Source organism: Prochlorococcus marinus str. NATL2A (assembly GCF_000012465.1).
GTDB classification, from domain to species: domain Bacteria; phylum Cyanobacteriota; class Cyanobacteriia; order PCC-6307; family Cyanobiaceae; genus Prochlorococcus_B; species Prochlorococcus_B marinus_B.
In genome coordinates this window covers 703,231-716,545 of record NC_007335.2, presented here as the reverse complement: position 1 = coordinate 716,545, position 13,315 = coordinate 703,231, and the positions used below count along the sequence as shown (strand labels likewise).

Here is a 13,315-nt window from a genome sequence, read left to right as displayed (position 1 = left end):
AGAGTAGATCTAAATATGAATTACTTCTACACTCTGTGTCCTAGAAAAAATTTAATCTTCAATGAATGGATCTTTAATAACACATAGCTTTATTTCAACAATTAAGCACTAAACAACAAAAAAAATGATACAGTGTAGGTACCGGTGTAGGTACCATTGCCTAAGATCATAGAAATACCAGGAAGATCGGGTTTTTACCTCAGGGTTGCCGTACCAAGAGGTAAATTAAGGGATGCTTTTGGAACATGTGATGTAGTAAAAAAAATAGGTAACACTAAAGAAGAAGCCGAAGAGAACATAAGCTCAGCAGAAATAGCTATTCAACAAAAATTCGAGGAAAAGCTCAGAGAAGAAGATGCAAAACAAATCAACAAATCTTTGCCCAAAGGAATAAGACTAGAGGCAATAAAAAATAGTAATTTAAAAGAACCTCCAAAAAACATAGAAAAAGACTTAAAAGATGCTGGATTCAGTAATGCAGCTATTGAAGCTCTGATGAATTTTGATGAAAAGGAAAGTACCAATATTGAAGAGATAGAACAAACTGTTCCATCACCTTGCATAGCCAATAATTCACCTCGGGCAAAATTTGAACAATTTAAAGCCGATAGTAATTATTTAAGTGAACCCCTACATAGTGAGTTATTAAATGACAGCGATCACTTTACAAACGACGCAGTACAACTTTTAAAATTCCACGGTAGTTATCAACAAGACGATCGAGAGCATAGAAAAAGAGGGGGCACAGGTAAAGATTGGCAAATGATGCTGAGGCTAAGAAATCCAGCTGGTTATGTACCTGGCCCACTCTTTGTGGCATTAGACGAGCTATCTGATCGACTAGGGAATCAAACTCTTAGAGCGACCACTCGCCAATGCTTCCAAATGCATGGAATAAAAAAAGGAAACATTAAAGAAGTAATTGGAACAATAGTCAAATCGATGGGATCTACACTTGCAGCTTGTGGAGACGTCAACAGAAACGTAATGGCTCCTGCAGCCCCCTACGAACAAGGGTCCTATCCTGCCGCAAGAAAATTAGCTAATGATATTGCCGATGTTTTATCGCCCCAAAAAGCAGAAAAAACCTACATTGATTTATGGGTAGATGGCGAGATGAAATATGCTATTAAGCCTTCTTCTGAAGTTAAAAAGAATAAAAAGCTCCAACTAAAGCCTGGTGTTTTTAGTGGGGATAAAAAAGAACCTTTATATGGTGCAACCTACTTACCAAGAAAATTCAAATGTGCAACTACAGTCCCTGGAGACAACTCTGTGGACATCCTTACTCATGACATAGGTTTGGTGACGTTCACAAACAAAAAAGGAGTTTTAGAAGGATGTAATGTCTATGTGGGAGGAGGCATGGGTAGAACACACAACTTAGACACTACATTTGCGAGGATAGCTGACCCAATTGGTTATGTAGAAGGAGAACATATCTTAGAACTTGTTCAATCTATACTCGCTCTTCAAAGAGATTATGGAGATAGAAAAACAAGAAGACATTCAAGACTAAAATACGTTTTGCATGACATGGGTGTGGATTGGTTTAAGAAACAGTTAACAACTAAATATTTTACGAGACAAATTGAAAACCTGAAGCACGAAGGAGATACAATACTCGAAGATTATTTAGGTTGGCATCAACAATCTGAGAAGTTATGGTTTGTTGGTCTACCTTTGTTGTCAGGTAGACTTACAGGAAGGGTAAAGAAAGAGCTTAGAAATATAGTTGAAAAATTCGCATTGGATGTGCGTTTAACTCCCAATCAAGATCTTTTATTGTGCAATATCGGAAATTATCAAAAAGCCAGTGTAAAGAGAGCACTCATTAATATTGGTTTTATAAATCCAGGGGCTCCTGACTCATTAGCCAGAAATGCAATGGCTTGTCCAGCTCTTCCATTATGTGGACTGGCAATGACAGAAGCAGAGAGATTTTTACCTGAGCTCTTGGAGCGAATAAACAATCAATTAAAAATTCTAGAAATCAATAAACCAATCCTAATCAGAGTAACCGGCTGTCCGAATGGTTGTGCTCGCCCTTATATGGCCGAATTAGCTCTTGTTGGTAGTGGTTTAAATCAATACCAACTTTGGCTTGGAGGCAGCACTAATTTAAAAAGGTTGGCGACTCCATATCTACAAAAAATGCCTATCGATGACTTAGAGAAGACATTAGAGCCTTTATTCCTTAGCTGGAAAGATACGGGAGCCTCATCAAGTCTTGGGGATCATGTGACTAAACTTGGTTCTGAAAGTGTAATGTCTTTACTTACTTCAAGTGCAGCTCCATAAATAGGAATACCTTGATTGCTAGTCCAAGCCCATAATTGATCTCCATAGCTAAAATGCCACCATTCGTTTGGGTGTTGAACAAATCCAGCCTGTTCCATAACTGAAAACAAAAGAGATCTTCTGTTATGAAAAACTTGATGTTTTGAACAAGGCATCCCTAAATTGTCTTTCTTATAAAAGTCAGGACTTGATTCAGGACCAATAAAATCTATTTCTCCTCCAAGATCCAATGGATGTCCAGACATATCAGCAAGAGTCAAATCTATTGCAGCACCGGTACTATGAGGAGGAGGTGTAAGAGGATTACATGAAGGTTTTGCCCAGAAGCGACCAACCTCCTCAATCACGTCAGTGATGTCTTCTTTATTTGAGATATCATCAATATTTATCCCCCTCGACCTACAAGTTTCTTCAATAGTGTAATTAAACATGAATTTCTGAACAGAGATAGGTCTCCAAGCATCAAACAAAGCTAACTGTAAATCGGAAGTAATATCAAAAAGATTTTGTTGTGCTTGTTTCAATCTTTTTAAGACACTTTGGCGTAAAACCCACGGATCTAGTCCAGTTAAATATGGTGCACCTAACGACATATAAGGATGAGGTGTTAGTCGAAATATGGATTCAGGGATAACAACTAAAGGCTCATTACATTCATTTATTTTTATATTATTCCAAGGTCTCAAATTCATGATTTGTATAAAATATTAGGGTAAAAATTCATTCGCACAAAAAATTCTTTCCTTAAGCTTACCTTCAAAAAGAATGAGTTCAATAGTAATAACTCATAAAAAAAGTTAATTTAATTTATTACCAATTTTTAGTCTGTCCCACTGCTCTTTGATTGACAAACGAAGCATTGAGTTGTTTGAAAGCAGAGGGTCGGAATCTAAAATAATTCGGGCCTCCTTCCGTGCAATTTCGAGGACATCAGCATCATCAGCTAATGATGCCAGAGCAAAGTCAGGTAAGCCTGATTGTTTAGTACCTAAGACTTGTCCAGGTCCACGAAAACGCAAATCAATTTCAGAAATTTCAAATCCGTCATTAGAGTTCACAAGAACGTCCAGTCTTTGTCTAGATAATTTATTTTTATTTTGATGACTCAGGAGACAGTATGACTTGGATGCTCCTCTTCCTACTCGGCCCCTTAGTTGATGCAATTGAGCTAAACCAAAACGATCAGAATCTTCTATCAACATTACACTTGCATTTGGGACATCAACACCTACTTCAATAACCGTAGTAGATACCAATATATCGCTTTTTTTATTAATAAAATTCTGAATAACCTCTTGCTTTTCTACACTTTTCATTTTGCCATGAAGTAATTCAACATTAAATTCTGAAAAAATTTCAGTAGACAATTGATAATGTACGTCTACAGCTGAACTAAGTTCTAGTTTCTCAGACTCTTCAATCAAAGGTAATACAACATAGATTTGATGTCCTTTCTTAATTTCACTCCTGATCAAATCATATGCATACTTTTTTTCATTTGGTGATATCAGCTGAGTATTAATGGGAGTTCGACCAGGAGGAAGCTCATCTAATTGACTAACATCCAAATCGCCATGCAAAGTAAGCGCTAAGGTTCTGGGAATGGGTGTCGCCGTCATCGTTAGCAAGTGAGGTTGTAAACCTTTGTTCAACAATTTATTCCTCTGCTTAACACCGAAGCGATGTTGCTCATCGACAACTACAAGGCCAAGTCGTTCGAAGACAACTGGGTCTTCAAATAGGGCATGAGTTCCTACAAGAATTTTTGTAGAGCCATTTACTAAATCAGTCAGAATTTGTTTACGACGAGACTTTGGCGTAGAGCCAGTTAACAAATCAACATTAATCTCAAGTTGAGGAATCCATTTACTTAGTGTTTGAAAGTGTTGTGATGCGAGTACCTCAGTTGGAGCCATAAAAGCACCCTGCCATCCTGATTGAACTGCAGTGAGAAGTGCTGAAATAGCGATAACAGTTTTTCCACTACCAACATCGCCTTGTAATAGTCGAGACATTGGCTCTGCTTTGACTATGTCTGATTCAATTTCCTTTAAAACCCTTCTTTGAGCATTAGTCAGAGAGAATGGAAGAATACTCAGGAATTTCCCAACTAGGCTATTAATATTTGGCTCAATACTTAGTTGAGGAGAATCAGATTTCTTATGTAAATCACGTCTTAAAAGAAGACTAAGCTGCAATAATAAAAACTCATCAAATACAATTCTTCTTTTTGCTTTAGCTAAGGTCATTGAATTCTCAGGATTATGAATATGAAAAAAAGCTTCTTTCCGGTTAGGTAAATCAAGCCTATTTAATGTCTCTTTCGGCAGTGGATCTTTAATATTAGATGTCAAATAAAGTATCGATTGTATTAGATCTCTGAACTTATCAGCGGTAATACCTTCCGTTAAAGAGTACACAGGCAATATCTGACCAATAGTTCTAGATTTCAAATAATCGTTGGGACTATCGATAATTTCTATTAAAGGGTCATTTAATGATTTACCATATTTACTTTCCTTAACCAACCCACTTACCGCAACAGTTGCACCAACAGGATACAAGCTTTGTTGAGATTTTACATACGCAATACTGCTACTCCGACGACCTGCGAAAAATCTAGTGATTTTCATTCCTCCTGTCTTATCTTTTATAAACAACTCAAGAATTGCAAGATTTGGATTTTTAGGACTTTTAAATGAACTGCATCGTCTAACTTTTGCCACAATCGTTACATTCTGACCTGCTTGAGTTTTATCTATCGTTTTTAATGAAGAGTAATCAACATAATCACGAGGAAAATAATTAATGAGATCACGAATCAAAATAAGACCTAATGTAGACAATCTCTCAGCTTGTTTGGAGCCAACACCTTTAACAGAAGAAATCGTACTTTGTAAACTTAGTGAATATGCAGAAGAACTTCTCTTATGCAAAGTAGATTCTTGAGATCTTCTTATTTTTAATTTGTTAGGCTCGGCTCTCTCTTCACCTTCCTTATATTTAAAAAGAGTATGAAGAGCCTGTCTGGTTTGAACTATTATTTTACGTCTATCGTCTGTAGACATAGTTTGATATTTTTCATAATCTAAGGCCAATTCCTGTAATCTAGAAAAATCAAATTCGTTAACGGCTGTAGAAGGACCGCTTAATAAATATCCAGTTACAAAATTAGAAAATTTATTTGTTCTGCCTTGAATATTAATAAAGCCGTGATCAACCTCAACTGTTAAAGCTTGTTGCAAAGATCGAATCCAAGTTGTTAATTCACTTGATTGACGATCGGGAGTAGGTTTCGAATCAGAGCTGGTTATATTTTTGTTGTATCCTTCCACCATTTTTTATTAACCTCTTCTGCTATGGAGCGACCTTGCCAGTAACGTTGTTGTTTAATCATAGCTAAAAGTACATTTTGATAATGTTTCATATGAGTTCTATTTTTTCTAAGTCTTGGATTATCAAATTCCATATCCGCAGGAGTAATTAGCAAGCAGTCAATGTCTAACCCACCAGTATCTAATGGATTAGTCGTTGGTAATCTAAAAGTAAGAATATTAGATATGGATTTAGAAGAAATTAATTGGCCGGATAAAGCAGCATCTAAAATGTTAATTGGGACAAGTGTATTTACCAAGCCAGATTTTAAAAGCTCAGTATTAATGGAATGTGAAAGGTCACGCAATCTTCTAACCAAAGCTGTGTCTATAGAAATCATCCACTCATATAATCCAATTGGTGATTGAGGTAAAAACCGATTATTTTTCGAATCTTCAGAAGGGTTAGGATCATTATATAAATCTGCTGTTTTTGAATCAAAGTCGCTTAAATTAGATTCATCAGTCAATTCAAATATTGATTGTAAAATTTCAATATCTTTACTTCTCAACTTAAAATTATCTATATTTTTAACATCATCTTTTAATGAATCATATTCATTATTTATATTTTTAATAGGGTCTTCATTTTCTGATATTTTACTTTTCAGGTAAGGTTCTTTATCATCTATTGTATATGGAGCTTTTAATTCGCAATTCCATCCATCAGTAATTGATAATTGCTCCAATGGCGGAATGGCACTTATATTTATTGAATTAGCACCTTTAAATGATTTTGATTTTTCAGAATCATTTTTTATTTTTGAGGCATTTGATATTTCGTCTTTAGCATTATTTAAATGACGAATATTTTCTTCATCAATTTTCCTAGCCAATTCATTTAAATGTTCAATTGTTATGAGTGAGATATTCTCTGATACTAATTTATCAATTTCCAACTGAAATTTTTTTCTTGAGCTGACTGTCGACAAACCAAAGTTGTCTCCAGCCCTATCAGTAATTAGAGAAAATAATGACGTTTTTATGGTTTGAGGAAGGTAGTTTCTTATTTCCTCGAGATAAAAAGAATTTACCTTATATAAATGAGGAGATATATTATTACATTTTTCCTTAAGAAGACTTATTTGATCTAAAGGATCAAAATTAGAATCAAATAAATGCTTATTTTTAGACAAGATCAACCTGAAGTCATAGATGCGACCTCTTCTGCGAAGTCAGGTCCTTGAACCTCAATCCCCTCTCCAAGTATATATCTGGTAAATCTACGAACTCTTATATTTTCGCCAATTTTACCAGCAACTTGTTTTACCAACTCTTCAACATTTATTGAACTATCTTTTATGAATGGCTGTTCTAAGAGAGCCATTTCTTTCAATCTCTTACCTATTCTTCCTTCAACAATTTTAGCTTTTATTTGATCAGGCTTACCAGAGAGGTCATCTCTTCCCATTTCTATTTCTTTCTCTTTGTTGGCAATTGATTCTGGAATTTGATCAACACTTACATATTCAACACTTGGACAAGCGGCTACTTGCATTGATAAGTCTCTCAAAAGGCCTTGAAATAAATCACCTCTAGCAACAAAATCAGTCTCGCAGTTCAGCTCTAGAAGAACACCCACACGAGAACCTGTATGAATGTAACTTCCTACAGCGCCCTCAGCGGCAACTCTACCTGATTTCTTTTCTGCGCTAGCAATGCCTTTTTGTCTTAACCACTCAATAGACTTATCCATATCACCCTTATTTTCAATAAGGGCTTTTTTACAATCCATCATTCCTGCAGATGTCTTATCTCGCAGTTCTTTAACGAGTTTAGCTGTTATTTCCGCCATTTTATTTTGGGGTAGTGAGAAAAAGGTAAGTTAAGAATTTATTAGATAAATATGCTATCTACTCATTGGGTCCATGTCTCCCTTCATTGATAGCGTCAGCTAATCTACCCAAAACGAGTTGAACAGATCGAACAGCATCGTCATTACATGGTATTGGAATCTCGCAAAGATCTGGATCACAATTAGTATCAAGCATTGACACCAATGGAATATCGAGTTTTCTGGCCTCTAAAACAGCGTTTGTTTCTCGCCTTTGATCAACTAAAACAACAACATCAGGAAGACGTCTCATGCCTTTAAGTCCACCTAGGTATTTTTGCAATCGTTCTAATTCTCTACGTAATACGGCTCCTTCCTTTTTGGGGCGCATTGCAATAGCACCACTCGATTCCATTCGTTCAAGATCTTTTAGCCTGTCAATTCTTGCTTTCATTGTTGTCCAATTTGTAAGCATACCTCCTAACCATCTTTGATTGACGTATGAAGCTCCGCATCTAATAGCTTCTTGAGCAACTACCTCGGAAGCTTGTTTTTTGGTACCTACAAAAAGGAATCTTTTACCGCTTCTTGCGGCTCCTCTTGTCCATTTATAGGCGCTGTTCATACAAACAGCCGTTTTAACGAGATCAATAATATGAACCCCATTACGAGCAGAATAGATGTAACGGGACATCTTGGGATTCCATCTTCTTGTCTGATGCCCAAAGTGAGCACCAGCTTCCATCATCTCTGAGAGAGAAACTACAGCCATGTTTTTTGTGGGTTCCGGGTTCGCCTCCACCCAACAGGGATAACTTAAATAATGATTAAAGAATCAATATTTATTTATCACCCGAAACAGTCAGGTGTGCGGTTTTAGATTGCAATACTAATCTAACAAACCATGGCTCATCGGAGTCCAATTAATGATGCTTCTCTAAAAATTTGTCTCACTCCAATCAAATTGAGAGGAAGTCTTAACAATTCCATAGCCAAACCAGATTGACCATTATTTATTAGAAAAGCCAAAAGAGGTCTTACTGACTTTGTATTAATAAGTCCACCAAAAGTTAAAATTTCCCAAAGACAACGATGAATAAAAGTGTATTGAATTATAAATTTCACTCTCAAAGTTGGGTGCTTACGATAAAAGACTAATCCCATCTTTGCTCTCTCTTTTTCAATTCGAATCAATTGAGGAATTTGATCAAGAGCTAAAGCAGGATGCCAATGATATCCAATAGCTCTTGGACATTTAATAAGTTTAACGCCCATATTTCTTAGTCTTTCTCCTAGTTCCAAATCTTCCCAACCATATAGTCGAAAAGAGTTGTCAAAAAGACCTGATTTTTCTAAAAGCTTTTTATCAATAGCAACATTTCCAGTAGCGAAGTAAGCCCAAGACAAGTCTTGAAGTTTAAAAGGTTCAGAATTTGGATTACTAAAATTAGAAGTATTTATGACAGATCCATAGGTAAAACATTTTCTATTCCCAAGTTTTTTCCAGGCTCTGAACAAAGAATCAATATGGTTCCTTAGGAAAAATTTATCAACAACTAGATCACTATCTATAAAAACAATTAATTCACCTTTTGACTTTTCAACTCCAAGATTTCTTCCTAGAGCAGGCCCTCCATGGGATTGTTCAAAAAGCCTTAAATGAGGAAAGGTCTCAATATTATTTTTTAGCCAATCAACTGTCCCATCTGTTGATCCATCATCGACTATTACAATTTCAAAAGAATGAATTTCAACATTCAAAATTTGATTTTCTAAAGCATCTAGACACTTTCTTAGTATCGGAAGTCTGTTGTAAGTCGGAATAACAACGCTAATTAACATCCTAAATTAAAAAATAGAATCAATTTTTTTCTTCAAAAACTTTAAATTAAAGGATTTAAAAAAAATATTATTAGAATTGCATTTCAATTTATTAGTCAGCAGCTCCACCATTATTTGCAGTTCCTGTAACGCCATTACCTGCGCCTTCTCCTCTACCATCATTACGAAGCTTACGTTTCTTAAATTTCCTAGCATAAGCTCTGTTTCTCTCTTGCTTCTCTTTCTTAAGATTTCGTCTTTTTGACATACTAAGTGCTTTTGAATTTTATATCTAACTAATTTACTAAACAGAGGGCAATATTTGACCATCTTCCATTTGCAAGAGACGATCTGCCACATCCAATATTCTTGGATCATGCGTAACCATCAACACTGAACAGGATTGTTCTAAGGCTAGTTTTTTTAACAAATCAACAATTTCTCTACCAGTTGAACTATCTAATGCAGATGTTGGTTCATCCGCTAAAAGTAATTTTGGTCTAGCGGCAAGGGCTCTGGCAATAGCAACTCGCTGTTTTTGCCCACCTGATAAATCATGCGGCAGCTTAGATAAGTGGTCTTCTAATCCAACAGCTCTAAGCCATTCTCTAGACTGAGCCCTTCGAGCTTTGTATGAAAATCCATTTAAAAGGTCTGCACCCATTTGGACATTTTGTTCAGCGGTTAAACATCTCAAAAGATTATGCCCCTGAAAAATCATTCCAATATTTTTTCTAAGATTCTGTCTAGTTTTTCTGCTTGCTCCAAAAAGTTGTTTACCAAATACTTTAAGTTCACCATCTTGAACCTTACGAAGAGCTCCAATCAAAGTCAAAAGAGTGGTTTTTCCACATCCGGAAGGTCCCGTTAACAAAACAACCTCACCAGGAGAAATTTCCATTGAGACAGACTGGAGAACATGCCTTCTCATCTCTCCATGCCCATACCAATGATTCAAAGAAGAAATATCTAAAGTTTTATTGTTTATATTTTTCATAAGTAATTTAAATTTAAAACATTCATTTATTCATCAAAATATTTCAGCAGGATCAGCATCTGCCAATTTTTTCATAGCTGCTAATGCTGATCCCATACACATAAAAAGTATCAAGCAAAATATAATTGATGCTCTACTAAAACTCATTTCAACAGGTAATTTAGTTGAAGATCTAACCAAAGCATATAAAGCTTGTCCTGCAAGATAAGCAGGAATATATCCCATTATTGATAAAATGAATCCTTCTCTAGCTACAACTCCTAATAGGGTTCTTAAGTTGTAACCCATAGCCATTAAGGTTGCATATTCAGGTAAATGATCACTGACATCACTGTAAAGAATTTGATAAACAATTACACAACCAACAATAAATCCCATTGCTGCTCCCAATGTAAAAATGAATCCAATGGATGTACTACTTTTCCAATAATTTTTTTCAAAATCTATAAATGATTTCAAAGACATAACCTTAACGTCACTAGGCAAACTTATATTTAAAGAGCGAACAACTTTTTCAATATCAGATCCCTTCGCTAATCTTACTAAACCAATTTCAATACTTCCTTTAGGATTACCTGGCGATAATTCTAAGTATGTCTCACTGCTAGTAATTAAATTCCCATCTGCGCCAAAGGAAGGACCTAGACTGACTATCCCAGAAACTCTAACTCTTTTACCTGCGACTTCAGTTTCAACTACACGTCCTGATTTGAACCATGGTGATATAGGTCCGAATTCATCTCTGGAAAGATCATCAAATAAAACCCTACCTTTGTTTTTTAAAGTTTTAGCCTTTCTCTCAAAATCAGAATCAATCAACAATGGATTACTTGGCTCAAAGCCTAAAGCAAGAATTGATCTAGTTGATAAATTTTCAGGATTTCGCCAAAGCAGAAAATTCCAATTAACCGCAGTTGTTCCAGTCACATCTTTATGTGCCATTGCTTGAACTAATCTTCGTCGAGGAAACCCACTCATACTTATTGAACTTTTTGAGCGAGGACTAATTAATACCAAATCTGCGTCAAACAACTTATGAACAGTAACACTCGCATCAAACAAACCATCTCTGAAACCTAATTGCATAAACATCAAGATTCCAGCAAATGCTATCCCTGCAATGGCTACCAATATTCTTAAAGGTTGTCTTGTCAGCAAAAGCCAAGCAAGAGGTATTTTTCTTTTTTTAAAAATATTTTTTAATTCCACTACGGCTGAAAACGAGCAATGACTTTCATTCCAGTTAGATGAGAGACCTTTTTGGCTGATGAATTATCAAGCTTGACTCGAACCTCAACAACCCTTGAGTCAGCATCGCCAGTTGGATCAGTTGAGAGCACTCTTCTTTGCCTGACTTGTGGGCTAATCAAAGTCACTTGACCACTTAATGAGCCATTAAAGCCTCCATTTTCACTAATTAAATCAACAGCTTGACCCATTTGAACTCTATCTATATCGGATTCATACACTTCAATAAGCGCTTCCATTGATTGGTTAGCGCCAACATTAATCACACCAGACGAATTTGGTCTCTCTCCCTCACGAACTAAGATTTGCAGAACGATTCCATCAATTGGACTTTTTAATTGTGTTTGTTCTAAATCAACGTTAATTGCATCGATGGCAGCTTTAAGCTTTGAAATCTTGGTCTCAGAAATAAACAAATCATCTTTCATCTTATCTAAAACGATTTCCGCCACTGCTCCTTTCTCAAGAAGAGTTTGATATCTATTAATTTCCCTTTTTTTTATCCTGATTTCACTCATTAATATATTTAAATTAGCTTTCGCAGATTTCAAATTAGCTTCAAGCTTAGGACGATTATCAAAAACAGCTAATATTTGATCCTTGATAATAGAGTCACCTTCTCGAATTAATAATTTAGATAATCTTGGTGTACCACCCTTTCCACTATTTGGAGCTGCTAATTTTCTTACTTCTCCAAAAGGATTTAACTGGCCCAAAGCAGCTACACCCTCAATCCTATCAACAACTTGAATCTCCTTTAGACTTTGATTTACTTCTAAATTTTTATTATCACATCCACTAAGTAAGAGCACGCATAAAGGTGTTATGCCGAGAGGAAATAAAATTTTTAAGGATAAGTATTTAAACATCACTAACATTCAAAAAGGATTTTATTTATGTATTCATCGGCCCAAGAAGAACCAAAGAATTTAGTTAAAATCCCTCTTGTTTTATCATTACGTTTTTGATTTAGGCAATATCGTTTTTGATAATTAAGCCTACACATTGCATCCAAAGAATTGATTTCATCCCTTTTCACCTTAACTAATAAGGACAACAGTAGTGACAAATATTGGTCAATGAGTTCTAAAAATGATTTTTCTTCGAGAAAATCAACTGGACGAATAAAGGCTACATAAGGAGAAAAGATAAATCCCCATTCTGGCAGCTTCCCAGGTTCAGTAAATTTAGAGACTTTTAATGATCTCATTTGAGAAATCAAGCAATCCGGCAAATGTTTGCCTACAGGTGACAAATCAACAATCCCTGCGGAAATATTATTTGAATTAACTACCAAATCAGCACCAAATATAGGCAGGTCATAGCAAGGGTCAGGGAAAAAGACACAATGGAGTATTTCCAATGATTTCCCAAGCTTTGCAACTTCCAAATGAATTTTTCTAAATCCTTTTGCTTGATAAAATTCGTTAATAATAAATAACTTCTCTTCATTTTGTTTTCTGTAAATCCTGCTCAACATAGGGTCAATGTATAGAGGTTCTAAATCATTCAACGAATTAATTCTATTTTTAATAAGTTCGAAAGCCTCTAGCAAAAGAGGATTCAATTCACTTTGAATGCAAAAAACTGACTCCAAAACTAAGAACTCAAGCTAAAAGGGATTGGCTAAGATTTATAGAAACTGTTTATTTATAACTATGCTTACTCAATATTATATGATTACTAAGGCTCAAAAGAACTAAATAAGAAAATTTTTTATGAAAGGCAAGTTAATGAGCACAAAGGTTTCAAATGTCGAAATTAGGAAAAGAATTAAGATACTAAGAATAAAGCAAGTAA

12 protein-coding genes are annotated in these 13,315 nt (G+C 35.4%); 1 reads left to right on the top strand and 11 read right to left on the bottom strand.

The genetic code is table 11. The features are described from left to right. The first annotated feature begins 495 nt into the window (after positions 1 to 495). The gene (locus PMN2A_RS03760) at positions 496 to 2,301 is read left to right on the top strand and encodes an NADPH-dependent assimilatory sulfite reductase hemoprotein subunit (RefSeq protein ID WP_011293696.1); all 1,806 of its coding nucleotides are present in this window, start codon (positions 496 to 498) and stop codon (positions 2,299 to 2,301) included. Here the strand turns inward: PMN2A_RS03760 and PMN2A_RS03755 are convergent. The 11 genes from PMN2A_RS03755 to PMN2A_RS03710 all read right to left on the bottom strand — a co-directional run bounded on the left by PMN2A_RS03755 (position 2,238) and on the right by PMN2A_RS03710 (position 13,112). Beyond that, positions 2,238 to 2,993, bottom strand: a complete 756-nt coding sequence (locus PMN2A_RS03755) for a M15 family metallopeptidase (RefSeq protein ID WP_011293695.1) — start codon at positions 2,991 to 2,993, stop codon at positions 2,238 to 2,240. The genes PMN2A_RS03760 and PMN2A_RS03755 overlap by 64 nt on opposite strands. A 105-nt stretch (positions 2,994 to 3,098) precedes the next feature. After that, positions 3,099 to 5,639 carry an ATP-dependent DNA helicase RecG gene (recG, locus tag PMN2A_RS03750; RefSeq protein WP_011293694.1) on the bottom strand — a complete coding sequence of 847 codons (2,541 nt, stop codon included), beginning with the start codon at positions 5,637 to 5,639 and terminating at the stop codon, positions 3,099 to 3,101. Next, positions 5,612 to 6,811 carry a hypothetical protein gene (locus PMN2A_RS03745; protein ID WP_011293693.1) on the bottom strand — a complete coding sequence of 400 codons (1,200 nt, stop codon included), beginning with the start codon at positions 6,809 to 6,811 and terminating at the stop codon, positions 5,612 to 5,614. The genes recG and PMN2A_RS03745 overlap by 28 nt, the downstream gene beginning before the upstream one ends. Before the next feature lie 2 nt (positions 6,812 to 6,813). Further along, positions 6,814 to 7,470, bottom strand: a complete 657-nt coding sequence (gene tsf / locus PMN2A_RS03740) for a translation elongation factor Ts (protein WP_011293692.1) — start codon at positions 7,468 to 7,470, stop codon at positions 6,814 to 6,816. Between the two features lie 58 nt (positions 7,471 to 7,528). After that, the gene (gene rpsB / locus PMN2A_RS03735; protein ID WP_011293691.1) at positions 7,529 to 8,221 is read right to left on the bottom strand and encodes a 30S ribosomal protein S2; all 693 of its coding nucleotides are present in this window, start codon (positions 8,219 to 8,221) and stop codon (positions 7,529 to 7,531) included. A 137-nt stretch (positions 8,222 to 8,358) separates the two neighbouring features. Further along, positions 8,359 to 9,291 (bottom strand): glycosyltransferase family 2 protein, encoded by a 933-nt coding sequence (locus PMN2A_RS03730; RefSeq protein WP_011293690.1) that lies wholly within the window; start codon positions 9,289 to 9,291, stop codon positions 8,359 to 8,361. 91 nt (positions 9,292 to 9,382) lie between these two features. Then, positions 9,383 to 9,538 carry a hypothetical protein gene (locus tag PMN2A_RS10265; RefSeq protein ID WP_011293689.1) on the bottom strand — a complete coding sequence of 52 codons (156 nt, stop codon included), beginning with the start codon at positions 9,536 to 9,538 and terminating at the stop codon, positions 9,383 to 9,385. A 36-nt stretch (positions 9,539 to 9,574) separates the two neighbouring features. Continuing rightward, positions 9,575 to 10,267: a DevA family ABC transporter ATP-binding protein gene (locus PMN2A_RS03725; RefSeq protein ID WP_011293688.1), complete on the bottom strand. Its 693-nt coding sequence runs from the start codon at positions 10,265 to 10,267 to the stop codon at positions 9,575 to 9,577. Between the two features lie 33 nt (positions 10,268 to 10,300). After that, complete coding sequence (devC, locus tag PMN2A_RS03720) at positions 10,301 to 11,476, bottom strand: ABC transporter permease DevC (RefSeq protein ID WP_011293687.1); 1,176 nt, start codon at positions 11,474 to 11,476, stop codon at positions 10,301 to 10,303. After that, positions 11,476 to 12,393 carry an efflux RND transporter periplasmic adaptor subunit gene (locus PMN2A_RS03715; RefSeq protein ID WP_011293686.1) on the bottom strand — a complete coding sequence of 306 codons (918 nt, stop codon included), beginning with the start codon at positions 12,391 to 12,393 and terminating at the stop codon, positions 11,476 to 11,478. The genes devC and PMN2A_RS03715 overlap by 1 nt, the downstream gene beginning before the upstream one ends. Continuing rightward, positions 12,387 to 13,112, bottom strand: coding sequence for a phycocyanobilin:ferredoxin oxidoreductase (locus PMN2A_RS03710; protein ID WP_011293685.1), 726 nt, complete (start codon positions 13,110 to 13,112; stop codon positions 12,387 to 12,389). The genes PMN2A_RS03715 and PMN2A_RS03710 overlap by 7 nt, the downstream gene beginning before the upstream one ends. Positions 13,113 to 13,315 lie beyond the last annotated feature (203 nt).